The 24,838-nt window shown below is 56.0% G+C and carries 25 protein-coding genes; 20 read left to right on the top strand and 5 right to left on the bottom strand.

The genetic code is table 11. From position 1 onward, the window contains the following. The first annotated feature begins 3 nt into the window (after positions 1-3). The 15 genes from fusA to rpsQ all read left to right on the top strand — a co-directional run bounded on the left by fusA (position 4) and on the right by rpsQ (position 11,840). Positions 4-2,106, top strand: coding sequence for an elongation factor G (fusA, locus tag OKX01_RS18595; RefSeq protein ID WP_094198180.1), 2,103 nt, complete (start codon positions 4-6; stop codon positions 2,104-2,106). A 77-nt stretch (positions 2,107-2,183) separates the two neighbouring features. Further along, the gene (tuf, locus tag OKX01_RS18590) at positions 2,184-3,374 is read left to right on the top strand and encodes an elongation factor Tu (RefSeq protein WP_094198192.1); all 1,191 of its coding nucleotides are present in this window, start codon (positions 2,184-2,186) and stop codon (positions 3,372-3,374) included. Positions 3,375-3,519: 145 nt separating this feature from the next. Beyond that, on the top strand, positions 3,520-3,831 hold the full coding sequence (gene rpsJ, locus OKX01_RS18585) for a 30S ribosomal protein S10 (RefSeq protein WP_003803053.1): 312 nt from the start codon (positions 3,520-3,522) through the stop codon (positions 3,829-3,831). A 272-nt stretch (positions 3,832-4,103) separates the two neighbouring features. Continuing rightward, positions 4,104-6,038 carry a glycine betaine ABC transporter substrate-binding protein gene (locus OKX01_RS18915; RefSeq protein WP_264672237.1) on the top strand — a complete coding sequence of 645 codons (1,935 nt, stop codon included), beginning with the start codon at positions 4,104-4,106 and terminating at the stop codon, positions 6,036-6,038. Then, complete coding sequence (locus tag OKX01_RS18575; protein ID WP_108728302.1) at positions 6,035-6,877, top strand: quaternary amine ABC transporter ATP-binding protein; 843 nt, start codon at positions 6,035-6,037, stop codon at positions 6,875-6,877. The genes OKX01_RS18915 and OKX01_RS18575 overlap by 4 nt, the downstream gene beginning before the upstream one ends. A gap of 240 nt (positions 6,878-7,117) precedes the next feature. Beyond that, positions 7,118-7,792 carry a 50S ribosomal protein L3 gene (rplC, locus tag OKX01_RS18570; RefSeq protein WP_003803046.1) on the top strand — a complete coding sequence of 225 codons (675 nt, stop codon included), beginning with the start codon at positions 7,118-7,120 and terminating at the stop codon, positions 7,790-7,792. Positions 7,793-7,795: 3 nt separating this feature from the next. Continuing rightward, the gene (gene rplD / locus OKX01_RS18565) at positions 7,796-8,416 is read left to right on the top strand and encodes a 50S ribosomal protein L4 (protein ID WP_094198176.1); all 621 of its coding nucleotides are present in this window, start codon (positions 7,796-7,798) and stop codon (positions 8,414-8,416) included. Beyond that, entirely contained in the window at positions 8,413-8,709 is a 297-nt protein-coding gene (gene rplW / locus OKX01_RS18560; protein ID WP_003803043.1) for a 50S ribosomal protein L23, read from the top strand. The genes rplD and rplW overlap by 4 nt, the downstream gene beginning before the upstream one ends. Position 8,710: 1 nt before the next feature. Beyond that, positions 8,711-9,538, top strand: coding sequence for a 50S ribosomal protein L2 (rplB, locus tag OKX01_RS18555; protein WP_042489246.1), 828 nt, complete (start codon positions 8,711-8,713; stop codon positions 9,536-9,538). A gap of 12 nt (positions 9,539-9,550) precedes the next feature. Beyond that, positions 9,551-9,826, top strand: a complete 276-nt coding sequence (rpsS, locus tag OKX01_RS18550) for a 30S ribosomal protein S19 (RefSeq protein ID WP_003803039.1) — start codon at positions 9,551-9,553, stop codon at positions 9,824-9,826. A 3-nt stretch (positions 9,827-9,829) separates the two neighbouring features. Next, entirely contained in the window at positions 9,830-10,159 is a 330-nt protein-coding gene (gene rplV, locus OKX01_RS18545; protein WP_009462426.1) for a 50S ribosomal protein L22, read from the top strand. Positions 10,160-10,168: 9 nt separating this feature from the next. Next, positions 10,169-10,942: a 30S ribosomal protein S3 gene (gene rpsC, locus OKX01_RS18540; RefSeq protein WP_003803035.1), complete on the top strand. Its 774-nt coding sequence runs from the start codon at positions 10,169-10,171 to the stop codon at positions 10,940-10,942. A gap of 3 nt (positions 10,943-10,945) precedes the next feature. Further along, the gene (gene rplP, locus OKX01_RS18535; protein ID WP_003803033.1) at positions 10,946-11,362 is read left to right on the top strand and encodes a 50S ribosomal protein L16; all 417 of its coding nucleotides are present in this window, start codon (positions 10,946-10,948) and stop codon (positions 11,360-11,362) included. A gap of 9 nt (positions 11,363-11,371) precedes the next feature. Beyond that, positions 11,372-11,563, top strand: a complete 192-nt coding sequence (gene rpmC / locus OKX01_RS18530) for a 50S ribosomal protein L29 (RefSeq protein ID WP_003803032.1) — start codon at positions 11,372-11,374, stop codon at positions 11,561-11,563. 1 nt (position 11,564) lies between these two features. Then, entirely contained in the window at positions 11,565-11,840 is a 276-nt protein-coding gene (rpsQ, locus tag OKX01_RS18525; RefSeq protein ID WP_094198175.1) for a 30S ribosomal protein S17, read from the top strand. Positions 11,841-12,159: 319 nt separating this feature from the next. Here the strand turns inward: rpsQ and OKX01_RS18520 are convergent, their stop codons facing one another. After that, positions 12,160-13,128 carry an AraC family transcriptional regulator gene (locus OKX01_RS18520; protein WP_264672236.1) on the bottom strand — a complete coding sequence of 323 codons (969 nt, stop codon included), beginning with the start codon at positions 13,126-13,128 and terminating at the stop codon, positions 12,160-12,162. Positions 13,129-13,257: 129 nt separating this feature from the next. On the opposite strand from OKX01_RS18520, the gene OKX01_RS18515 reads away from it, so the two are divergent. The 5 genes from OKX01_RS18515 to OKX01_RS18495 all read left to right on the top strand — a co-directional run bounded on the left by OKX01_RS18515 (position 13,258) and on the right by OKX01_RS18495 (position 17,743). After that, positions 13,258-13,818 (top strand): carboxymuconolactone decarboxylase family protein, encoded by a 561-nt coding sequence (locus OKX01_RS18515; RefSeq protein ID WP_094198173.1) that lies wholly within the window; start codon positions 13,258-13,260, stop codon positions 13,816-13,818. Next, positions 13,803-14,894 (top strand): acyl-CoA dehydrogenase family protein, encoded by a 1,092-nt coding sequence (locus OKX01_RS18510; RefSeq protein ID WP_094198172.1) that lies wholly within the window; start codon positions 13,803-13,805, stop codon positions 14,892-14,894. The genes OKX01_RS18515 and OKX01_RS18510 overlap by 16 nt, the downstream gene beginning before the upstream one ends. Further along, complete coding sequence (locus OKX01_RS18505) at positions 14,891-15,700, top strand: ABC transporter ATP-binding protein (protein WP_094198171.1); 810 nt, start codon at positions 14,891-14,893, stop codon at positions 15,698-15,700. The genes OKX01_RS18510 and OKX01_RS18505 overlap by 4 nt, the downstream gene beginning before the upstream one ends. A 10-nt stretch (positions 15,701-15,710) precedes the next feature. After that, positions 15,711-16,907: an ABC transporter substrate-binding protein gene (locus OKX01_RS18500; protein ID WP_264672235.1), complete on the top strand. Its 1,197-nt coding sequence runs from the start codon at positions 15,711-15,713 to the stop codon at positions 16,905-16,907. An 86-nt stretch (positions 16,908-16,993) separates the two neighbouring features. Continuing rightward, positions 16,994-17,743, top strand: coding sequence for an ABC transporter permease (locus OKX01_RS18495; RefSeq protein ID WP_264672890.1), 750 nt, complete (start codon positions 16,994-16,996; stop codon positions 17,741-17,743). Positions 17,744-17,999: 256 nt separating this feature from the next. Here the strand turns inward: OKX01_RS18495 and cysG are convergent, their stop codons facing one another. The 4 genes from cysG to OKX01_RS18475 all read right to left on the bottom strand — a co-directional run bounded on the left by cysG (position 18,000) and on the right by OKX01_RS18475 (position 24,828). Continuing rightward, positions 18,000-19,454 (bottom strand): siroheme synthase CysG, encoded by a 1,455-nt coding sequence (gene cysG, locus OKX01_RS18490; RefSeq protein WP_264672234.1) that lies wholly within the window; start codon positions 19,452-19,454, stop codon positions 18,000-18,002. A gap of 1 nt (position 19,455) precedes the next feature. After that, positions 19,456-21,165, bottom strand: coding sequence for an assimilatory sulfite reductase (NADPH) hemoprotein subunit (gene cysI, locus OKX01_RS18485; RefSeq protein ID WP_125277251.1), 1,710 nt, complete (start codon positions 21,163-21,165; stop codon positions 19,456-19,458). An 11-nt stretch (positions 21,166-21,176) separates the two neighbouring features. Next, positions 21,177-23,009 (bottom strand): assimilatory sulfite reductase (NADPH) flavoprotein subunit, encoded by a 1,833-nt coding sequence (locus tag OKX01_RS18480; RefSeq protein WP_264672233.1) that lies wholly within the window; start codon positions 23,007-23,009, stop codon positions 21,177-21,179. A gap of 154 nt (positions 23,010-23,163) precedes the next feature. Next, the gene (locus OKX01_RS18475) at positions 23,164-24,828 is read right to left on the bottom strand and encodes an AMP-binding protein (protein ID WP_264672232.1); all 1,665 of its coding nucleotides are present in this window, start codon (positions 24,826-24,828) and stop codon (positions 23,164-23,166) included. Positions 24,829-24,838: the final 10 nt, after the last annotated feature.

The following is a 24,838-nucleotide window of genomic DNA, read 5'->3' as shown; positions in this document are numbered from 1 at the left end:
ACCATGGCCCGCAAAACCCCCATTCAGCGCTACCGCAATATCGGTATCTCGGCTCACATCGACGCCGGGAAAACGACCACTACCGAGCGCATCCTGTTCTACACCGGTGTGAACCACAAGCTGGGCGAAACCCACGAAGGTTCGGCCACCATGGACTGGATGGAGCAAGAGCAAGAGCGCGGGATCACCATTACCTCGGCTGCTACCACTGCTTTCTGGCGTGGTATGGCGGGCAATTACCCAGAACACCGTATCAACATCATTGATACCCCCGGTCACGTTGACTTCACCATTGAAGTTGAGCGTTCCATGCGCGTGCTGGACGGCGCTTGCATGGTGTACTGCGCGGTGGGTGGTGTTCAGCCTCAGTCGGAAACCGTATGGCGTCAAGCCAACAAATACGGCGTGCCTCGTCTGGCTTTCATCAACAAGATGGACCGTACTGGCGCTAACTTCTTCAAGGTTTACGACCAGCTCAAGCTGCGTCTGAAAGCTCACCCCGTGCCTGTCGTTATCCCGATCGGTGCTGAAGACGGCTTCCAGGGCGTGGTTGACCTGATCAAGATGAAAGCAATCATCTGGGATCAAGCCAGCAACGGTGTGAAGTTTGACTACACCGACATTCCTGCCGAGCTGCAAGCTTCGGCTGAAGAATGGCGCGAAAAAATGCTCGAGTCGGCTGCTGAAGCCAGCGAAGACCTGATGAACAAGTACCTGGAAAATGGTGACCTCTCCGAAGAGGACATCAACCTGGGTCTGCGTACACGTACCATTGCCTGCGAAATTCAGCCAATGCTGTGCGGTACCGCGTTCAAGAACAAAGGTGTACAGCGCATGCTGGACGCCGTGATCGACTACCTGCCATCGCCAGTGGATATTCCACCTGTCGAAGGTTCGGATGACGATGGTAACGTTATTCATCGTAAAGCCAACGACGAAGAGCCTATGTCTGCTCTGGCGTTCAAGCTGATGACTGACCCCTTTGTTGGTCAATTGACCTTCGTGCGCGTTTACTCGGGCATTCTGCGTTCGGGCGACACGGTCTACAACCCTATCAAGGGCAAAAAAGAACGTATCGGCCGTATTTTGCAGATGCACGCAAACAACCGTGCCGAACTGAAAGAGCTGGTTGCCGGTGACATCGCTTCCGTGGTGGGCCTGAAAGACGTGACCACAGGTGAAACCCTGTGTGACGCCAGCCAGCACATCATTCTGGAGCGCATGGAGTTCCCGGAGCCCGTGATTTCGCAGGCAGTGGAACCAAAAACCAAGTCCGACCAGGAAAAAATGGGCGTGGCCTTGTCCCGTCTGGCTCAGGAAGATCCTTCTTTCCGCGTCAGCAGCGACGAAGAATCCGGCCAGACCATTATTTCCGGTATGGGCGAGCTGCACCTGGAAGTTCTGGTAGACCGCATGCGTCGTGAATTCGGCGTGGAAGCCAACGTGGGCAAACCACAAGTGGCTTACCGCGAAACCATCCGCAAGACTTGCGACGAAATTGAAGGTAAATTCGTCAAACAGTCCGGTGGTCGTGGTCAGTACGGTCACGTTGTCCTCAAGCTGGAGCCCCTGGAAGCAGGCGGCGGCTTTGAGTTCGTTGACGCCATCAAGGGCGGTGTGGTTCCTCGCGAATTCATTCCTGCTGTTGAAAAAGGTATCCGCGAAACGCTGTCTTCGGGTGTGGTTGCCGGTTACCCAGTGGTGGATGTCAAAGCTACGCTGTTCTTCGGTTCGTACCACGATGTGGACTCGAACGAAAACGCCTTCCGTATGGCCGCTTCGATGGCCTTCAAGGATGGTATGCGCAAGGCTTCCCCAGTTCTGCTGGAGCCAACCATGGCTGTTGAGGTTGAGACTCCTGAGGAATACGCCGGTACAGTGATGGGTGACTTGTCTTCCCGTCGCGGTATGGTGCAGGGTATGGACGATATGGTTGGTGGTGGCAAGGTCATCAAGGCCGAGGTTCCTCTGGCCGAGATGTTCGGTTACTCGACCAGCCTGCGTTCGCAAACACAAGGTCGTGCTACGTACACGATGGAATTCAAGCAATATGCTGAAGCTCCAAAGAACGTGGCTGACGAAGTGATCAGCGCTCGCGGTAAGTAATAGCAATATCAGCCCGCCTTATGGCGGGCTGCTCAACAATTTTTTTGTTTTCCTGTAAAACATAATTGGGATAAATCATGGCAAAAGGTAAGTTTGAACGGACTAAACCGCACGTCAACGTCGGTACTATCGGTCACGTTGACCACGGTAAAACCACTCTGACCGCTGCAATCTGCACGGTTCTGTCCAAGGCATACGGCGGCGAAGCACGCGATTACTCGCAGATCGACAACGCCCCTGAAGAAAAAGCACGTGGTATCACCATCAGCACCTCGCACGTTGAGTACGAGACGCCTAACCGTCACTACGCACACGTTGACTGCCCCGGCCACGCTGACTACGTCAAGAACATGATTACGGGTGCTGCCCAGATGGACGGCGCGATCTTGGTTTGCTCGGCCGCTGACGGTCCAATGCCCCAGACTCGCGAGCACATTTTGCTGAGCCGTCAGGTTGGCGTTCCTTACATCATCGTGTTCCTGAACAAGGCCGACATGGTTGATGACGAAGAGCTGATCGAACTGGTTGAAATGGAAGTTCGCGAGCTGTTGTCCAAGTACGACTTCCCAGGCGACGACACCCCGATCATCAAGGGTTCGGCCAAACTGGCTCTGGAAGGCGACGAAGGCCCATTGGGCAGCCAAGCCGTTCTGGCTCTGGCCGAGGCGCTGGACAACTACATTCCTACGCCTGAGCGTGCCGTTGACGGTACTTTCTTGATGCCTGTTGAAGACGTGTTCTCGATCTCTGGCCGTGGTACGGTTGTGACCGGTCGTATTGAGCGCGGCATCATCAAGGTTGGCGAAGAAATCGAAATCGTGGGTATCAAAGACACGGTCAAGACCACTTGCACCGGCGTTGAAATGTTCCGCAAACTGCTGGACCAAGGCGAAGCTGGCGATAACGTCGGTCTGTTGCTGCGCGGTACCAAGCGTGAAGACGTGGAGCGTGGTCAGGTTCTGGCCAAGCCCGGTTCGATCATGCCTCATACCGACTTTGACGCTGAGGTGTACATTCTGTCCAAAGAAGAGGGTGGTCGTCACACGCCTTTCTTCAAGGGCTACCGTCCTCAGTTCTACTTCCGTACGACTGACGTGACCGGCACCATCGAGCTGCCAGAAGACAAAGAAATGGTTCTGCCAGGCGACAACATTTCGATGAAAGTGTCCCTGATCGCTCCTATCGCCATGGAAGAAGGTCTGCGCTTCGCTATTCGCGAAGGCGGCCGTACCGTTGGCGCTGGCGTGGTGGCAAAAATCATCAAGTAATAAGCCTTGATCGCGGTGTGAAGGTGCAAACCTTCCCGCCGCGTCTTTGCTACCCCCAAAAGGGGTGCTTTTTGCTCAGGGCTTTTCGAGTAATCGATAAGCCCAGTCACAAAGCCCCCACTTATATCGTTCTTTAGGATTACCCATGAAAAACCAGAAAATCCGCATCCGTCTGAAGGCTTACGATTACAAGTTGATCGATCAGTCTGCTGCTGAGATCGTAGAAACCGCCAAGCGCACCGGCGCTGTTGTTCGTGGTCCAGTACCACTGCCAACACGTATCCGTCGCTACGACATTCTGCGTTCGCCGCACGTCAACAAGACATCGCGCGATCAGTTTGAAATGCGTACCCACCAGCGCTTGATGGACATTGTCGATCCTACCGACAAGACCGTTGACGCTCTGATGCGTCTGGATTTGCCAGCCGGTGTTGACGTCGAAATCGCTCTGCAGTAATTCTGCCTAGCTGTTCGAGATACATCGAAAGAAACGCCATGCAACTGCATGGCGTTTTTTTTTCGTCTGTAGATTTGTTTCTGATGTAGAAGCGGATGCCGCGATTGCTCGATTCCCCTAAAAAGGACGATAGCCTTGCTCTTTGCCTCTTCGTGGCGCATTCATCACAGCATTGCTATTGGATAAAGGGGGTTTTGGTATATTTTTTACGACCGGACACACTTTGACCCGGAAACAAATGCGACGATGTGCAGGCTTTAAGGAGGACAAGAATGATAAATCGGAGACGAAAGCCGTTCCTAGCCTGGTGGTATTTCCTGGCACTCTGGCTATGTCTGTGGGCAAGCAGTGCATCAGCGCAAGTGTGTGCGGACGACAAACCCATACGGCTGGCTGATCTGAGCTGGGAAAGCGCAGCGTTTAGCACTGAGCTGTATCAGCAGATTCTGGAGAAGGCCTACGGCTGCAAGACGGAACGGGTGCCGGGTTCTTCGGCGGCTCTGGAAAGTGCCTTAGCTCAGAATGATATTCAGGTGATTGGCGAGATCTGGTCCGGACGCACAGAGATCATTGAAAAAGCCATTGAAGCCGGTCAGGTTCAGGTGCTGGGCAATACCTTAAAAGGCGGGGCTGAGCAGGGCTGGTATGTGCCAGACTATGTAGTCGATGGCGACTCTGCCAAGGGAATCAAGCCAGTGGCTCCTGATCTGCAGAAAGTTGAGGATTTGGGACGCTACGCCGCCGTCTTTAGTGATCCGGAGCAACCTGACAAGGGCCGCTTCTATAACTGTCCGTCCGGCTGGGTGTGTGAAACGTTCAATAGCCGCCTATTTGATCTTTATGGCCTGGGCGAACACTATCAGAATTTCCGACCCGGTACGGGTGCGGCGCTGGATGCGGCAATCAGTGCCGCCTATGACAGACGTGAGCCAATCCTGTTCTATTACTGGCAGCCTGCGGGCCTGATGGCGAAATACTCCTTCAAGAAGTTAGCCAGTGCGCCTTTCAATGAAACCTGCTGGAAGGCGGCTGTCTCAGGCAAGGGCGAGATTTGTCCTACGGATTTCATCTTGGCCAATATAGGGGTTGCGGTTTCCACCCCTTTCGTGGAGTCTCACCCCGAGCTGGTGGCCTTGTTTGAAAAGATCCAGCTGGAGCCCGAACAGATGAACCAGATCATTTTGGGCATGACGGAAGGTGGGCAAAATGCTAGTACGCAGGTCCAGAAATTCCTGAAAGAGAATGCAGAGCAATGGCGTCAGTGGATGCCGGTGGCTCAGGCAGATCGCTTGCAGGCGGCCTTGGATATTCCGGCAACAAAGCCCATAGCCGCAGCGCAGTCCCGCTTCTTCCCGGAGTGGTCAGCTGCAGATTGGGTGAATCGTCAGTTGTTGGTTGCCGTGCAAGATTGGGGGACAGGCTTTCGCCAGATCAGTTCGTGGATTCTGACATATGCCATCTTGCCGGTAGAACGCGCTTTGCAACAGGTGCCTGCCTGGGCGATTCTGGCTTTGACCGGCTTGTTGGCCTGGTGGGGACAGCGTCGCTTTCTGCCCGTTTTGCTGTATGTGGGGGGCTTGTACTTGATAGGCGCCATGGGCCTGTGGGACAAGCTGATGCAAACTTTCACCCTGGTTTTGGTGGCAACTGTTTTCTCTGTCCTGATCGGTGTCCCGGTGGGTATTCTGAGTGCCCGCAGCCGTCTGCTTAGAAAAGTGCTGACGCCTGTGCTGGATGTCATGCAGACCATGCCCAGCTTCGTGTATCTGATTCCGGTGCTGATGTTGTTTGGCCTGGGTAAAGTACCTGCGGTTCTGGCCACTGTTGTGTATGCCGTTCCTCCCTTGATTCGCCTGACCAGTTTGGGTTTGCAACAGGTGGACAAGCATGTGATGGAGGCGGCACAAGCCTATGGGGTTACGCGTTGGCAAATGCTGATCAAAGTGACTCTGCCTCTGGCACGTCCCAGCATTATGGCGGGCATTAATCAAACTACGATGATGGCACTGTCCATGGTGGTGGTCGCTTCCATGATTGGCGCCCAAGGTTTGGGTGAAGACGTACTGGCCGGCATTCAGACCCTGGATATAGGGCGTGGCTTGCAGGCGGGAGTAGCAATTGTGATCCTGGCTATTGTTATTGACCGAATCTCTCAATCCTTTGGTCGCTCCCAGCGTCATCGTCGCAAGGTCAGGAGGCAAGCATGAATACCATACCTACACCCTCGGGCGAGCAGACCTGCAAGATAGAGTTGCGAGATGTCTATAAAGTCTTTGGCAGCCGGGCGACGGAAGCGGTGGCGTTGTTAAAGCAGGGGGCCGACAAACAGGCCGTACAAAAGCAGACGGATTGCATTGTGGGGCTGGCAGGTGTGGATGCCTGTTTTCCTGCACAGCAGATTTCCTGCGTGATGGGCTTATCCGGTTCAGGTAAATCCACCCTGGTGCGTCACATTAACCGCCTGATCGATCCGAGCGCCGGGCAGGTGTTGGTGGACGGGCAGGACATATTGCAGCTGGACTTGGCCCGCTTGCGGCAATTTCGCCGCTATGGAATCAGCATGGTCTTTCAGGCCTTTGGTTTGCTGCCCCATTTGACAGTGGTGGAGAACGTTGCTTTCGGTCTTGAGGTACGGGGCGACAAGCGCTCGCAAGCCAGGGAGCAGGCTCGGCAATGGTTGGAGCGTGTGGGTTTGCACGACTATGCCGATAACTACCCCGATGAATTGTCAGGGGGGATGCAGCAACGGGTCGGTCTGGCACGTGCCTTGGCTGTGGATGCCGACATCCTGCTGATGGACGAGGCCTTCTCGGCGCTGGACCCCTTGATTCGCTACGAGATGCAGGACGAGCTGTTACGCCTGCAAAGCAGCCTGAACAAAACCATCATCTTTATTACGCATGATATTGATGAGGCATTGCGCTTGGGTCAGCATATTGTGGTGTTGCGCGAGGGCAGGGTGGAACAAAGCGGTACTCCGGCTCAAATTCGTGATGAACCAGTGAACGAATACGTCGCCCGTTTTGTGAATAAGGCACATCAATAAAAAATTGATCATGAATCAATTTTTCTGATCGTGACTGCATAGCCACGACGGCCAAATCCGAAAAAACTGTTGTCAATCAAGCAGTTTAGGGCAGATTTTTGCAGTAAATCTTGCTTGGCTTTACAGCCGCGTGCTATATTTACTAGCTTAGCCAAAAAGTTTTGGCTATGGTCGTCGCGCAAATCATTGCGTGTACTCTCAGTTAGCCCTGACCAATCGTAGTCAGGAATGGAGAAAACGATGTCGAACTCGACACCTACGCCTGCCGCGTGGCGGCTGGGCCTTGTTGGGCGTAAAGTTGGCATGACCCGTGTGTTTACAGAGGAAGGCGAGTCCATCCCTGTGACCGTGCTGGACGTGTCCAACAACCGCATCACCCAGGTCAAGACGCCCGCAGTTGACGGTTACGCCGCTGTACAGGTTGCCTTTGGCACCCGCCGTGCAACACGCGTTACCAAGCCCCAGGCAGGGCACTATGCAAAAGCTGGCGTTGAAGCTGGCAGCATCCTGAAAGAATTCCGCCTCGACCCTGCTGCTATCGCCGAGCTTTCCGCCGGTTCCGTAGTTGCTGTGGAAAGCATTTTCGAAGCGGGTCAGAAGGTTGACGTTACGGGCACCACGATCGGTAAAGGCTTTGCCGGTACCATCAAACGCCACAATTTTGGCGGCCAGCGTAACAGCCACGGTAACTCGCGCTCGCACCGCGTACCCGGTTCCATTGGTCAAGCCCAGGATCCAGGCCGTGTGTTCAAAGGTAAAAAAATGTCGGGCCATATGGGTGATGTTACCCGTACGGTTCAGAATCTTGACGTGATCCGCGTCGACGCCGAGCGTGGCTTGTTGTTGGTCCGGGGCGCTGTCCCAGGTCACAAGAATGCCAATATCGTTGTGCGCCCTGCTGTGAAAGGAGCCTAATCCATGGAACTGAAGCTCCTGAACGAACAAGGCCAAGCTGCATCCACATTGCAGGCCAACGAAACCGTTTTCGGTCGTGAATTCAACGAAGCTCTGGTTCACCAGATCGTTGTTGCATACCAGTCCAATGCTCGCAGCGGTAACAGCAAGCAATTGACTCGTGCCGAAGTCAACCACAGCACCAAAAAGCCATGGCGCCAAAAAGGCACTGGCCGTGCTCGTGCTGGTATGACATCCTCGCCCGTGTGGCGTGGAGGTGGTCGTGCATTCCCCAACACCGGTGAAGAAAACTACACGCACAAGGTCAACAAGAAGATGTACCGCGCCGGTATCAGCGCGATTCTGTCTCAGTTGGTCCGTGACGAGCGTCTGTTGGTTGTTGATTCCTTCACTCTGGAAGCACCCAAGACTCGTCTGGCAGCCAACAAGCTGAAAGACCTGGGCCTGGAATCCGTGCTGATCATCACCGACGCGCTGGACGAGAACGTGTACTTGGCTACGCGTAACCTGCCTCACGTTGCTGTGGTTGAGCCACGCTACGCTGACCCGCTGTCCCTGATCCACTACAAAAAAGTGTTGGTCACCAAAGCGGCTGTCGCTCAGTTTGAGGAGATGTTGGGATGAACGCCGAACGTCTATTGCAAGTCATTCTGGCTCCTGTCGTGACTGAAAAAGCCACGTACGTTGCCGAAAAAAATCAGCAAATCGCTTTCCGCGTCGCTCCTGATGCTACCAAGCCTGAAATCAAAGCTGCTATTGAACTGCTGTTCAAGGTAGAAGTTGAGTCGGTGCAGGTGCTCAATCAGAAGGGCAAAGAAAAGCGCTTTGGCCGTTTCATGGGTCGCCGCCGCAGTGTGCGCAAGGCATATGTCTCGCTCAAGCCCGGTCAGGAACTCGACTTTTCTGAGGTGAACTAATATGGCATTGGTAAAAGTAAAACCAACGTCGCCAGGTCGCCGTGGCATGATCAAAGTAGTTCACCCTGAACTGCACAAAGGCGCTCCTTACGCGGCTTTGCTGGAAAAGAAATCCAGCAGTGCTGGCCGTAACAACAACGGCCACATCACGGTTCGTCACCGTGGCGGCGGTCACAAGCAGCACTACCGTATTGTCGACTTCCGTCGCAACAAAGACGGTATTCCTGCGAAAGTAGAACGTCTGGAATACGACCCTAACCGCAGCGCTCACATCGCATTGGTGTGCTACGCAGACGGCGAGCGTCGTTACATCATCGCCCCTCGTGGTCTGGCAGTGGGTGCAACGGTTGTCTCTGGCGCGGAAGCTCCTATCCGTTCCGGCAACACTTTGCCTATCCGCAACATTCCTGTGGGTCAAACCATTCACTGCATCGAGATGCTGCCTGGTAAGGGTGCTCAAATCGCTCGTTCCGCTGGTGGTTCCGCTGTGTTGCTGGCTCGTGAAGGCACGTACGCTCAAGTACGTCTGCGTTCCGGTGAAGTTCGCCGCATTCACATCGACTGCCGCGCCACGATTGGCGAAGTCAGCAACCACGATCACAGCCTGCGTCAAATCGGTAAAGCCGGTGCTGTTCGCTGGCGTGGTATTCGTCCTACCGTTCGCGGTGTGGCGATGAACCCAGTCGATCACCCGCACGGTGGTGGTGAAGGTCGTACGGGTGAAGGCCGTGAGCCAGTCAGCCCATGGGGTACGCCTGCCAAGGGCTACCGCACCCGTCGTAACAAGCGCACAGACAACATGATTGTTTCGCGCCGTAAGCGCAAGTAAGGGGCGAACACTATGTCACGTTCGATTAAAAAAGGCCCATTCGTTGATGCTCACCTGATCAAAAAGGTTGACGCAGCCGTTGTGGGTAACGACAAGCGACCAATCAAAACCTGGTCGCGCCGCTCTACCATCCTGCCCGAGTTCATTGGGCTGACGATTGCCGTTCACAATGGCCGTCAACACATTCCCGTTTACATCAACGAGAACATGGTTGGCCACAAGCTCGGCGAGTTCGCTTTGACCCGTACGTTCAAGGGTCACGCTGCGGACAAAAAGGCCCGGAGATAAGTGATGGAAACTACAGCAATTATTCGTGGAGTCCATATTTCGGCGCAAAAAGCACGTCTGGTTGCGGACATGGTCCGCGGCAAGTCCGTCGCTCACGCTCTGAATACGCTGACTTTCACTCCTAAGAAAGCCGCTGGCATCATCAAGAAAGCTCTGGAATCGGCTATTGCCAACGCTGAGCACAATGACGGCGCCGATATCGACGAACTGAAAGTCACCTCCATTTACGTGGACAAGGCTCAGTCGTTGAAGCGTTTTTCTGCACGAGCCAAAGGCCGCGGTAACCGTATTGAGAAGCAGACTTGCCACATTGTGGTCAAAGTCGGCGCTTAAGGAGTCACAATGGGACAGAAAATCCACCCAATTGGGTTCCGCCTGGCTGTTAACCGTAACTGGAGCTCGCGTTGGTACGCTGACGGTGCTGAGTTCGGTACGATGTTGGCTGATGACATCCGTGTGCGCGAATACCTGAAACGCAAGCTGAAAAGCGCGTCCGTTGGCCGTGTGGTCATCGAGCGTCCTGCCAAAAATGCTCGCATCACTATTTACTCGGCTCGTCCTGGTGTAGTGATCGGCAAGCGCGGCGAGGACATCGAAAGCCTGAAGGCTGACCTGCAGCGACTGTTGGGCGTGCCCGTGCACGTTAACATCGAAGAAATTCGCAAACCTGAAACCGACGCTCAACTGATCGCCGACTCCATTGCTCAGCAATTGGAAAAGCGCATTATGTTCCGTCGTGCGATGAAGCGTTCCATGCAAAACGCCATGCGTCTGGGTGCCCAAGGCATCAAGATCATGAGCTCGGGTCGCTTGAACGGCATCGAAATCGCTCGTACCGAATGGTACCGCGAAGGCCGTGTGCCTCTGCACACCCTGCGCGCTAACATCGATTACGGCACTTCCGAAGCGCACACGACGTACGGGATCATCGGTATCAAGGTCTGGGTCTACAAGGGCGACATGCTGCCTAACGGCGAAATGCCTGTTGACACCGTAGCCCCTGAAGAGCGCCGCCCACGTCGTCCACGTGGTGACCGCCCTGAAAACCGCCGTCCAGGTGGTCGTGGCCGCGGTCCTCGTAAAGACGCTGCTCCTGCTGCGTCCGAAGGAGAATAAAACATGCTGCAACCTTCTCGCAGAAAGTACCGCAAAGAGCACAAAGGCCGTAATACCGGTCTGGCAACTCGCGGTGCGCAAGTTTCGTTTGGCGAATTTGGTCTGAAAGCCACTGACCGTGGCCGTCTGACTGCTCGCCAGATTGAAGCAGCACGTCGTGCAATTAACCGTCACATCAAACGTGGTGGCCGCATCTGGATCCGTATCTTCCCCGATAAGCCAATTTCGCAGAAACCTGCCGAAGTTCGTATGGGTAACGGTAAGGGTAATCCAGAGTTCTGGGTCGCTGAGATTCAACCAGGCAAGGTCCTGTACGAAATGGAAGGTGTTAGCGAAGAGCTGGCACGCGAGGCATTCCGTCTGGCCGCTGCCAAGCTGCCTATCTCGACGACGTTCGTAACGCGTCAGATCGGTGCTTAAGGAGACGTCATGAAAGCCAGCGAACTCCGTACTAAAGATGCCGCCGAGCTCCAGAAAGAGCTCGAGAGCCTGTTGAAAGCACAATTTAACCTGCGCATGCAGCGTGCTACTCAACAGCTTTCCAACACCAGCCAATTGGGCAAAGTACGTCGCGACATCGCTCGCGTCCGTACTGTCATGGCTGAGACCGCAGGAAAGTAAGATGAGCGAAACTCAAACTACCGAAAAACGTCAACGTACCCTGATCGGTCAAGTTGTCAGCAACAAGATGGACAAAACTGTCGTCGTTCTGGTTGAACGCCGCGTTAAACATCCTTTGTATGGCAAGATCATCGTGCGCTCCAATAAGTACAAAGCGCATGACGAGACCAACCAGTGCAACGAAGGCGATACCGTTGAGATTACCGAAGGTCGTCCTATCAGCCGCAGCAAGTCCTGGACTGTTGTGCGTTTGATCGAAGCAGCCCGCGTGATCTAAACGCTTGCTCAGATGCCAGGCTCCGGTCTGGCTCTGGTAAGTCAAAAAACCCCGATCTGTTTACAGATTGGGGTTTTTTTATGCCCGGCTGTTTGCCGACGAGTGCTGGAAGATCAGGATGACCGTATGGTGTGCGTGGTGCTGGCATGAAGGCTGGAACTAGCGTGTGTTTTTGAGTGCCCGTGGGATTCACTCCTGCCTGGGCAGCAGGGCATCTTGCACAGGACATTGACTCGACCCTCTGGTTCGAGCCATTTACCCGCGTGGATGATTGGGCTGAAAACAGAGGCTAGTTGCCGCCGTAAGTCGTACTCGAGACTTAGCCACGTGGTTCCTGTTTGCGCCATTGTGCCGGGCTGACACCGACACTGCGCCTGAACGCAGCGCTAAAGGCTGCTGCAGAGCTGTAGCCGATACGTTCGGCAATCTGCTCCATGGTCAGCCCTTGCTCCAACTGGCGTTTGGCCAACTGCATGCGTAGCTGCAACAGAACCTGGGCCGGTGCCATCCCGCAGAGCAGGGTAAAGCGTCGGTGAAAGGCCGCGCGTGACATATTCAGGTAGGCGGCCATATCGTCCACCGACCAGGCTTTGGCAGGCTCACGCAGTAGTTGCTCGATCAAGCCACCAAACGCAGGATCGCTAGCCAGATGAATCAAGCCGGCAGGCAGGGCTCCGTGGGCGGGTGCCTGCCCGATTTGCTGACGCAAGGTATAGAACAACAACAGCTCCACCAGCTTCTCCAGCAGGCTGGAATTAGCTTGTGGCTGACGTCGCATCTCGGCCTGAATCAAGTCCAGCAAGGGACGCCCCGAATCCGCATCCGCCTGCGAACCATCAATCAGCAAGACATCCGGCACCGTTGCCAGTAGCAACTCGCTCAAACCACGGCCTAGATCCAGGAAGCCACAGAGCAAGCCCGTGCTCTGTGGCACTTGTGGCTCCAGATTCTGCATGGCTTGCCGCTGTATGGCCACATTCCAGTTCGGCGGCGTGGGTGAAGAGCTTAGGCGATGGGGCACATCACGCAAGAAGAACACCGCATCACCCGCCTGCAAGGCCAAGGCTTCCTGATGCTGAATATGTAGCCAGCACGGCCCATGCAAGACCACATGAAAGCCTGCCCGTTGATGTCCGTGCAAGCTGCTTTCCCATTGATTGCAGTATTGCCCCAAGTGAAACAGGCTGGCGGAGATCTCCAGCCCGGACAAGAGCAGATCCTCCACAGGGTGTCCGGTGTCTTTGGAATCAACGGCGCAATGGCTGTCAGGAAAGGCAGAGTGGCTCATGCAGAAAATATGCTTATTTCTTTTCGTGGATATTTTTAATATGAATACCGCTATGTTCGCACATGGAGATAAGGCGTCAGGCAATCGACAATGAAACCTTCTCGGATTAACTAAGGAATTGTCGCCATCATGACCCGCTTAACCTTGCATACTGTGGACTCCGCACCAGAGGTGGTCAAACCAGCCCTTGAAAAAGCGGTACGTGGTAGCGGCTTTTTGTCCAATCTGCTGGCTATTTTGGCCAATGCGCCCGTTGCCTTGCAAGCCTATCAGGATATGTCCGCCCTGAACGCCACCGCCAGCCTGTCGCTGGTCGAGCGCGAGGTGGTGCAACTGGTCGCTGGCACCACTCATGGTTGCCGCTTCTGCGTGGCCGGTCACACCGCCATTGCGACCAATAAAGCCAAGCTGGACCCGGAAATCCTGGCTGCCTTGCGTGCGCGTGGCTTTGACCAGATCAACGACGAGCGCCTGCAGGCTCTGGCTTTGTTTAGCCGTGCGGTGATTGATACCCGTGGTCAGGTGTCGGATCAGGCTCTGGCCGATTTCCGCGCAGCCGGTTACGGTGACCAGCAGGCGTTGGAAGTGATTACCGGCATTGGTTTGGCGACGATCTGCAACTTTGCCAATAATCTGGCCCGTACGCCGCTCAATAGCCAGCTGGAGGCCTACGCATGGGAAACGCCCTAAAGCGTGCTGAGCAGCCTGCGCTGGCCTCAGAGCGTCCTGTTTTGTCGCGCGGCTTGGCACAGTGGCTGGAAGAGCATGCCCTGTCACTGGACAGCGATGCGTCCCAGGCACAGGCCTTGCTGCCTCGCCTGGCACAAGACGGTTTGTTGGGTCTGGGCCTGAAAGCAGACTTTTCTGACTTCGGTGATGCCGTTCAATCTATCGTGGAAGTGGCCGAGCATTCGCTGACAGCGGGTTTTGTCCTGTGGAGCCAGCGTACGTTCATTGAATACCTGCGCGACGTTCAGGACCCTGCCATGCGTGAGCGCTATTTGCCGGGTTTGCTGGACGGCAGTATTGCCGGTGCGACGGGCCTGTCCAATGCCATCAAGTTTTTGGGTGGTATTGAAGAGCTGCAAGTGCGTGCCCAGCCCGAACAAGGGCAATGGCAGTTTGAAGGCCGTTTGCCCTGGATTACTAATCTGCGCCCCGATCATTGCCTGGTCGCCATTGTGGCCGCCATGCCCGAGGATCAGGCCGGCATTTGGGTGGCAGAGCTGGGCGATCCAGGATTGGAGCGTTCGGCGGATCTGGATCTGGTCGGACTGCGTGGCAGCAATACCGCAGCCTTGACGTTCAATACCGTGCGTCTGGGACAGGAGCGTTTGCTGCATCCCGATGCGGGTCACTTTGTGCGCTCGGTGCGCCCTCGTTTCATGGCACTGCAATGCGGCATGGCCATGGGGCTGGCACGTCGTTCCTTGAAGCAAGTGCTGGCGGCGCCACGCTGCCAATGGGTGCAGGAACAGCCCGCCCGCCGCTTGCTGGATCGTGTGCAGGAATTGTCGGATGTGCTGGTTGATGCCGTACGTAAACCCGGCTCGGCTACGCCGCCTGATCTGTTCAACGTCCGTATCGAGTTAAGCAGTCTGGCGTCGCAGGCCGTGGCTTTGGAAAGCTCCGCCATTGGTGGGGCGACCTATATGCAAGGCAAGCATCCCCAATTGTTGCGCCGTTATCGGGAAGCCATGCTGGTGCCTTTGATTTCGCCCACCGTGGCGCAACTGAAAGCTGAACTTGGGCAGGATGCTGTATGAATTCCGCCGCCCCCCTGCATACCGATTCTGAAGAGGCCGGGCTTTTGTCCGCACGGGGGATCAGCCTGGCCTACGGTGGCCAGACTATCTTGCAGAACCTGGACTTGAATGTGGCTGCGGGTGAGATCGTGGCGTTGCTGGGGCCTAGTGGAGTCGGCAAGTCCTCCTTGTTGCGAGTCCTGGCCGGTTTGCAGACTCCCACACTGGGTGAGGTGTCTTTTTTGGGACAGGCCGTACGTGGAGTTCATCCTGCTTTGGCTATGGCTTTTCAAGAAGCCATTCTCTTGCCGTGGCTGAATGTGCAGGCCAATACCGGCTTTGGTTTGGGCTTTGCTCGTCAGCCTTGCGTATCCGCCGCAGAGCGCCGCCAGCGCGTTGAACAGGCGCTGCGTCAGGTCGGTTTATATGAAAGCCGCCACCAGCGTCCCGGTGCCTTGTCGGGCGGGATGGCACAGCGTGTTGCCATTGCGCGTTGTCTGGCTCGACGTCCGCAAGTCTTGTTGATGGATGAGCCTTTTGGTGCGCTGGACGAGGTGACCCGCCGTCAGATGCAAGAGCTGATTCTGTCGATACGCGATCAGACCGGCTGCGCCATTGTGCTGGTCACTCACGATATTGATGAGGCGCTCTTGCTGGCAGACCGTGCCCTGCTTTTAGGGGGCCGTCCTGCCAGTTTGCAGCGGGAATGGAGCTGCCCGGCCCATCCCCGATCTCATCTGGACAACTGGCTTCAGACCATACGCCTGGAAATTGTGGCCAATCTGGAGCAAAGCCTCTCCCAGGCGGTTCACGCCTCTGTTTCGTAAGGTGCTCTTTATGATTGAATCTCCTACGTCTCGTACCCGTCGCGACTTGCTGAAACTGGCGTCCTTGCTGACGGTAGCGGGAGCCGCGCCCTTGCTGGCTCAAGGCGCTGCCCGTGCACAAAGCGAGTCGAACGCGCCTTTGCGTATCGGCTATTTGCCGATTACTGATGCTACCGCCATGTTGGTGGCACATCACAATGGATACTTTGAACAAGCAGGCATTGCGGTTGAGAAACCCGTGATGGTGCGCAGCTGGGCGCAACTGGTTGAGGCCTTTATCTCTGGTCAAGTCAACCTGGTCCACTTGCTCTCGCCCATGACAGTGTGGGCGCGCTACGGTAGCAAAGTGCCTGCCAAAGTGGTGGCCTGGAATCACATGAGTGGCTCTGCCATCACGGTGGCGCAGAACATCAGCTCGGCCGAACAATTGGGTGGGCAGACGGTGGCCATTCCTTTCTGGTATTCCATTCATAACGTGGTCTTGCAGCATGTGCTCAAAGCACATGGCCTGACGCCGGTGGTGAAAAATTCCGCTGCCTTGGCTGCCAACGAGGTCAATCTGGTGGTGATGGCTCCTGCCGATATGCCCCCGGCTTTGGCGTCGGGGCGGATTGCCGGTTTTACCGTAGCTGAACCCTTCAATGCCTTGGCAGAAACCCAGGGAATGGGCCGCATTTTGCGTTTTACCGGCGACGTTTGGCGCGATCACGCCTGTTGCGTGGCCTTCATGCACGAGCAGGATTTGCAGACTCGTCCCCAATGGTCGCAAGGTGTGGTGGAGGGTCTGGTCAAGGCGCAGATCTGGATACGGAGCAACCGTGTCGAGGCTGCTCAAATCCTGTCGCGTGAAGGAGGCAACCGTTATACCCCGCACACTCAGGAAAATCTTTTGAAAGTGCTGTCCCCGGATCCGGCTGATCGCGCTCAATACGTGAAGTCTGGTGTGATTCGTCACCCGGACTGGGACGACCAGCGCATTGATTTTCAACCCTATCCCTTCCCCAGCTACACCGAGTCTTTGGTGAAAATGCTGCAAGGGACCTTGATCCAGGGCGAGCGTGGTTTTCTGGAAGGATTGTCTCCTGAACACGTAGCCAGTGATCTGGTGGATGATCGTTTTGTGCGTGCCGCTTTGGAAAAGCAGGGTGGCCTGGCGCAGTTTGGCTTGTCCGAGCAGTACACCCGCAACGAGAGCATTGTTGTATGAGTTTGAGCGCGTCTGCTACTTCTTCCCGTGCGACGCCTGTGACGCAGTCCGAGCCGCGATCGGCTGCGTCTTTGCGACGCCCCAAAATGAATGCCTGGATTGCCAGCACCCTGTGGGGTTTGGGCGGTTTGTTGGCGGGAGTCGTGCTGTGGTACTTGGCCACAGTCTGGTCCAGCAGCCCCTTGATGCAACAGTTTGGGCCTGCAGCCGCGTTTAATAGCCTGCTGGAAATACTGGGCTGGTCGGAGACCTGGATGCACGTCGGTGCCAGCTTGCAGCGTATTTTTGTAGGCTTGGCGATCTCTTTGGGTGTCGGCGTGCCCGCTGGCTTGCTGCTGGGCCTGTCTAATCGGGCTCATGCTGCTTTAACTCCCTTGTTCCAGTTCTTGCGCATGATCTCGCCCCTGTCATGGATGCCCATTGCCGTCATGGCCTTCGGGATTGGGGATGCACCGATTTATTTTCTGCTGGGTGTGGCCGGTGTCTGGCCTGTCTTGCTGAATACGGCTTCGGGTGTACGTCATTTGAATCCGCGCTGGCTGATGCTGGGTCGCAGTCTGGCAGCCACCAAGTTGGAAACGCTTTTGTATTTGATTCTGCCCGGCATTGTTGGCTCGGTGCTGACAGGTAGCCGACTGGCGATTGGTGTCTTATGGATTGTGCTGGTGCCTTGTGAAATGCTGGGCGTATCAGCCGGTTTGGGTTACCTGATTCTGGATACGCGTGATCGCATGGCGTATTCCGAATTGATGGCCGTAATTGTCCTGATTGGTCTGATTGGCTATCTGCTGGATAGTGCTTTGCGAGCCTTGTTTGCGGCTTTTGGACAGCGTTAAAAACATACGCTTGCCCTTCGACCTCATGGAGGGTGAGGCAGTTGACTGCTCAGTGCTTTCAAGAAGTGCAGGGTAGGAAAATGACCACGGAACCTGCCGTTTCACACTTTTGCTGCATCGCTCGTTAACGGTGGTGTGCGTGTCTGGCGGCTGTTGCAGAAGCACCGGAATACCGAATAGAAAGGCCCTCAACAAGACATGTTGAGGGCCTTTTCATGTTCATCTTGGTGCAGCTATTACTCTAGGGACGGCGGGTTCAGGCAGCGACTAGCGTACTATCCGCATCCTGTTCAATCGCGGCACGTGGACTGAGCTGATCAATCAACTCGCCATACCAGGACAAAGTCGTGCCCAAGGTTGCAACCTGGCCAATTACCAAAATGCAGGGGCTGGCAAACTGGTGTTGCTGTGCATCCTGGGCGATGTTCTCCAGTGTGGACAGCAAGGTGCGCTGTTCAGGGCGCGAGCCATTTTCAATCAAGGCGCAGGGCGTAGTGGCACTACGGCCACGCTGCACCAGCTCATGGCTAAAGCCCAGGATTTGCTGCAAACCCATGTACACAGCCACTGTCTGGCTGGTATCGAGCAGCGGGTTCCAATCGTCGATACCGTGACCGCTTTTGCGGTGTGCTGTCACGAACTGCACGGACTGGGCGTGATCGCGGTGTGTCAGGGGAATGCCGCTGTAAGCCGCGCATGCGATGGCAGCCGTGATACCGGGCACTACTTCAAACGCGATACCGTGCTTAGCCAGATATTCCAGCTCTTCACCGCCGCGACCAAAAATAAAGCCATCGCCGCCTTTCAGGCGCACCACGGTTTGACCGGCGCGAGCGTGTTCAATCATCAGCTGATGAATACGGTTCTGAGTTTGATGATGGTCTTCGCCCAACTGTTTGCCGACAAAAATGCGGTGCGCATCGCGACGGGCCAGCTCCATTACCTGATCGGATACCAGTCTATCGTACAGAATTACATCGGCACGATTCAGTGCGCGCAAGGCGTGCAGCGTCAGCAGACCAGGATCTCCAGGACCGGCTCCCACCAGAATCACACGGCCTTGTGTGGCACGGGGCGATTCAGGCTGTTGCAGTGCGCTTTCCAGGCTAAGGCGTGCCTGTTCATTCTGGTGGCTGCGTAGTGCTGCACCCACCGGGCCATCCAGCAGCCAGTCGTAGAAACGGCGGCGCGCACCCAGCTCGGGGCGGGCGCGTCGAATGGCACTGCGGTACTCCTGTGCCAGACGGCTGATCGCACCCAGGCTGTGGTCCAACATGGTTTCCAATTGCTCCCGTACTCGCCGTGCCAACATGGGGGCTGATCCCGCTGAGGAAATCGCAATAATCAGCGGTGAGCGATCCACAATGGCAGGTACCTGAAAACTGGATAATTCGGGGTCGTCCACCACATTGACCAGAATGCGCGCTTCTTGTGCGTCCTGGGCAATCACCTGGTTTACGTCTCGCTTGTCAGTGGCGGCAATAATCAGCCAGGCCCCTCGCAGATGTGGGGCCTGATAGCGCTCCCGAATCAGGGTGATGCGCCCTTGTTCGGCCAGCTCTTGCAGACTGTCCACTACATAGGGGGCGACCAGTGTCACCTGGGCACCGGCAGCCAGAACCAGACGTACTTTGCGTTCGGCGATTTCTCCACCGCCGATCACCAGTACGGCGCGCTGCTTCAAGTTGGCGAATAAAGGAAAAAGGTTCATATCAGGCCGGTTGTAAAACCAAAGGAATCAAGCGGCTTGAAGGCTCGGCAACGACGCCAGCGCGAACCAGGAAATCACCAAAATGTTCACCTTCCAGACGCTCGGCCGCAAAGCGGCCAAACAGCTCGTCCAGAATGCTTAGAATCTCAGGTTCATCTATATTCTGGCGGTAGATGACGTTCAGGCGTTCGCCGCTGAAGTTCGCCCCCAAACGCAAGTCATAGCGACCCAGAGCACGGCCCACCAGAGCGATTTCACCCAGGTAAGGACGGGCGCAGCCGTTGGGGCAGCCGGAAATACGCAGCACAATGCGTTCGTCACGCAGTTGATACTTGTGCAGCAAGGTTTCCAGCTTGGGCAGCAGGATGGGGGCGTAGCGTTCGCTCTCGGCCATGGCCAGACCGCAGGTTGGCAGAGAAACACAGGCAATCGTGCTGCTGCGTATGCCGCTTTGTGTCTGGTACACATCCAGCTTGTGATCGGCGACCAGCTTGTCGATCTTGGCCTTATCTTCTTCAGGCACATCGGCAATGATCAGGTTCTGGTTGCAGGTCAGGCGGAACTGCCCTTGGTGAATCTTGGCAATTTCACGCATACCCGTCAGCCAGGGACCGACTTCGGTATCCATGATGCGGCCCGAATCGATACGCAGGCTCAGGTGCCAGCGGCCATTGCTGCCTTGGGTCCAGCCGAAGCGGTCGCCATTGTGGTCAAAGTGATAGGGGCGCGAAGGCTCCAGCGTTTGGCCACTGCGGTTTTGCACTTCTTCCAGGAACCAGTCCACACCCAACTTATCCACGGTGTATTTCAGGCGGGCATGACGGCGTTCGTCGCGGTTGCCGTGGTCGCGTTGCGTGGTGATAACGGCTTCGCAAACGGCCAGCAGTTGCTCGGGGCGCACAAAGCCGATCACACTGCCCAGTCGAGGGTAGGTGGTGTCGTCGCCATGAGTGGCACCCATGCCGCCGCCAATGGCGACGTTAAAGCCCAGCAACTGGTTGTTTTCAATAATCGCGATCAGGCCGATGTCCTGCGCAAATACGTCCACATCATTTAAGGGAGGCACGGCAATACCGATCTTGAATTTGCGGGGTAGGTACGTTTTGCCGTAAATCGGTTCAAAGTCTTCGCCATCAATGGCGTCTTCGACTTTTTTGCCGTCCAGCCAGATCTCGGCATAGGCGCGGGTTTTGGGCAAGAAGGTTTCGGAAATCTTGTCAGCCCACTCTTGAACCAGACCGTGCTGTTCGGACAGCAAGGGATTGGTGGCGCTGACCACCTGACGGTTCACGTCGCCGCAGGTAGCCAATGTCGTGGACATGGCCTTGTTAATGGCTTGCAGGGTGGGTTTTAAAAAGGGCTTGCGCACGCCGTGCCATTGAAAGGTCTGACGGGTGGTGATGCGCAGGCCAAACTGGGCCCAGTCACAGGCGATCTGGTCAAAGGCCAACCACTGGGCGGGCGTGACCACACCACCGGGCAAGCGGGCGCGAATCATGAAGCTGAACGCCGGTTCCAGCTTTTGTTTGCGACGCTCTTCGCGTTGGTCGCGGTCGTCTTGCTGATAGCTGCCGTGAAACTTCAGCAGCTTGTTGTCGTCTTCACTGATGGCGCCGGTAATGGGGTCGGCCAGACCTTCGGTGATGCCCCCGCGCAGATAGCGGCTATCAATTTTGACTTGCTCGATAGCGGCGATTTTCTTAGTTGTCATGTTCTTGCTTCTCAGTAAACGTCGCGGGCGTAGCGGCCCTGCGCCGAGAGTTCTTCCAACCAGCGTCGTGCCTGGTCTGCGTCCAATCCACCTTCCTGGCGGGCGATTTCCTGCAGGGTCTGGTGTACGTCCTTGGCCATTTGATTGGCATCACCGCATACATAAATGTGGGCGCCGCCCTGAATCCAGGCGTAAACATCGGCTGCTTTTTCCAGCAAGCGGTGCTGGACGTAAACCTTGTTTTCCTGATCGCGCGAGAAGGCCAGATCCAGGTGTTGCAACTGGCCGTCTTGCAAGGCGCGTTGCCATTCGGTCTGGTAGAGGAAGTCGGAGTGAAAGTGCGGGTTGCCAAAGAACAGCCAGTTGCGACCTTCGCCACCTTGAACGCTGCGCTCTTGTACAAAGGCACGGAAGGGGGCCACGCCGGTGCCGGGACCAATCATGATCACGTCACGGTTGCTGTCTTCAGGCAGGCGGAAACGTGTGTTGGGGTCGATAAACACCGGCACGGTATCGCCTTCGTTCAGGCGGGCCAGATAGTCGGAAGCCACGCCCCAACGATCTTGTTCATTGAACTGGTAGTGCACATTGGCCACGGTCAGATGCACTTCTTCATCTACCTCGGACTGGCTGGAGGCGATGGAGTACATGCGGGGTGCCAGGGGGCGCAAGGCTTGCACCAGCTCGGCAGCGCTCCAGGTGGCCGGGAAGCGTTCCAGTACGTCCAGCACTTGATGAGTCTTTAGCAGCTCTTGCAAGGTGCTCAAACCATCCGGACCTACAGCGGTTTGCAGCACGGCATCGTTGTTGCGCATGGCCAGTTCCACCAGGAAAGGCTTGGTCAGTTGTGTCAGCTCACGGTAGTGGCTAAGCCACGCTTGCAGCGTATGCGACTTGTCCTGAATGGTGACGGTCTCTTGTGGGTCCAGTTTCAAAGTCTGAATGACCGCGTCGACCAGCTTGGCATTTTGAGTAGGCCAAACACCGAGTGCATCACCGGGCTGATACTTCAGGCCACTGCCTTCCAGCGACAACTCGTAGTGATAGATATTGCGGGTGCTATCACGGCCCGTAATGCTTTGGCTTTGCAGTACGGTGGCCTGAAAGGGATTGTCGCGAGTGAAGGTGCTGCGAGTCTGGGTTTCCAGCACTGTAACGTTGCTGGACTGGGCGGCAGGAACTGTTGCCGCAGCGTGAGCCTGGTGATCCGTTTCCAGAAAACCGAAGGCCTTGTCTTGCCAGGGGGCGGCAACGGTATCAATATCCAGATCGGCCAGGCCTGCGTCCAGAATGCGTTCCGCACCCAGAGCCAGCAGACGTTGATCAATCTTTTCCGCGATCCCACAGAACAGGGGGTAGCTGGAATCACCCAAGCCCAACACACCGAATTTCAGCTCGGGCAGTTTGGGAGCACGGGCACCGGACAGGAATTCGAAGAACGCGATGGAGTCGTCTGGCGGATCGCCTTCACCCTGGGTGCTGATAATGACGTACAGCAGATGCTCTTCTTTCAGCTCGCGCGTGGGGTAACGGTCGGCGCGCAGCAGGCGCACGGGGATACCGGCGGCTTCGCAGCGTTGGGCAAAGGCTTCGGCGACGCGTTGGGCATTGCCTGTCTGACTGCCAAACACAATGGTGGCAGGTCGTTGGGCGGGCGCAGCGGCGGCGGGCACCAAAGACAGTTCAGGGGAAACAGGCGCTTGAGCGGGAAGGCCGGTGTGGCGTACTTGAGCGACACCAGCGAGATAGCCGGATAGCCAGTTCAGGGAAAGCGGATCGAGCTCGTCGGTAATGTGGGCAATCGCGGTGCGATTGGCCTCCGAGAGGCGGGACAGGGCGTGCATTCTGACACTCGCTTATATCAATAGTTTGTCCCATTCTAAAGAGCGGTATCAGGGCGACGAACGATCCGATTCTTATTTGTTTATGAATACGTCGGTTAATGAAAAAGGGGCATAAGCCCCTTTCATCCTGGTCTAAGCGTGTGCACCAGACGTGCTACGGACGCAGCTCCCGACGCAGGATTTTGCCCACATTGGTACGCGGCAAATCGTCACGGAATTCGACACTGCGTGGGGCCTTGTAGCCGGTCAGGTTCTTGCGGCAAAAGGCGATCACGTCTTGTTCTGTCAGGTCAGGATTACGGCTGATGACATACAGTTTGACGACTTCACCTGCTTTTTCATCGGGAACACCGACGGCAGCGGCCTCGACAATATCCGGATGCTGGGCAGCCACGGCTTCGACTTCATTGGGATAGACGTTAAAGCCCGAGACCAGAATCATGTCCTTTTTGCGATCCAGCAGGAAGACATAGCCTTGCTCGTCCATATAGCCGATATCGCCCGTGCGTAAAAAACCATCGCGATCAAAAACCTTGGCGGTTTCATCGGGGCGCTGCCAGTAACCCGGGGTGACTTGCGGACCACGAATGCACAACTCGCCCGTCTCGCCCAGGGGCAAGTCGTTTTGGTCTTCGTCGCGTATGCGTATGTCGGTCGATGGGATGGGCAGACCAATGGAGCCGGTGAACTCTTGTTTATCCAGCGGATTGATGGTGGCAGCGGGGGAGGTCTCAGTCAGACCATACGCCTGGGCCAAAGGTTTGCCTGTAGCCTCCAGCCAGCGCTGGGCGACCACTTCCTGCACCGCCATGCCGCCGCCCAGTGTAAAGCGCAGGGAGGAGAAATCCAGCTTACGGAATTCGGCATTGTTCAGCATGGCATTGAACAAGGTGTTCACCCCGGTAATGGCGGTAAACCGTATTTTGGACATGTCCTTGATCATGGCCGGAATGTCGCGAGCATTGATGATCAGCAGGTTTTCTGCGCCCAGGCGCAGGAATACCAGCAGGTTCGCGGTGAAGGCGAAGATATGGTAGAGCGGCAAAGCAGTGACAATGCAGTCGATCTGGCCTTCTTTCAGATTGGGGCGAATCCAGGCCAGAGCCTGGCTCAGGTTTGAGACCAGATTGCCGTGGGTCAGGATGGCCCCTTTGGCCACGCCCGTGGTGCCCCCCGTGTATTGCAGGCAGGCAATGTCATCGTGGGTCAGTGTGACGGGAGCAGGTGCGCGGCCGCGCCCTTGTGCCAGCACCGTCTTGAACGAGACGGAGTTAGGCAAGGACCAGGCAGGCACGCCTTTTTTAATGTGGCGCACCACCTGATTGACCAGCCAGCCTTTGAAGCCACCCAGGCAATCGCCCACGCTGGTCACAATGATTCGCTTGATAGGTGTTTCGTGTAAAACCTCTTGCAGCACGTGGGCAAAATTTTCCGCAATGATGATGGTTTCAGCACCGCTGTCTTGCAACTGGTGACGCAGCTCACGGGCGGTATACAGCGGGTTGGTGTTGATGATGGTGGCCCCACTGCGCAACACCCCATACAGGCTGATGGGGTATTGCAGCATATTGGGCATCATCAAGGCGATGCGGTCACCTTTTTTCACGCCTTGGCTTTGCAGCCAACTGGCCAGGGCCAAGGCATTGGCCGACAGTTCGCGGTAGCTCATGTGTTTACCCATACTGATGTAGGCCGTGCGCTGTGCGAACTCGGTGCAGCTTTGTTCAAATACATCCAGCAAGGACGAGTACTGCTGGGCCTGATCTTCGATAGTGGCAGGAATACCGGCGGGGTAGTTCTGCAGCCAGACTTTATCCATGAAGCGCTCC

The organism is Alcaligenes sp. SMD-FA (genome assembly GCF_025960365.1).
Classification (GTDB): domain Bacteria; phylum Pseudomonadota; class Gammaproteobacteria; order Burkholderiales; family Burkholderiaceae_B; genus Alcaligenes; species Alcaligenes aquatilis.
The sequence above is the reverse complement of the archived record's forward strand: the minus strand, read 5'-3'. Positions and strand labels throughout refer to the sequence as shown.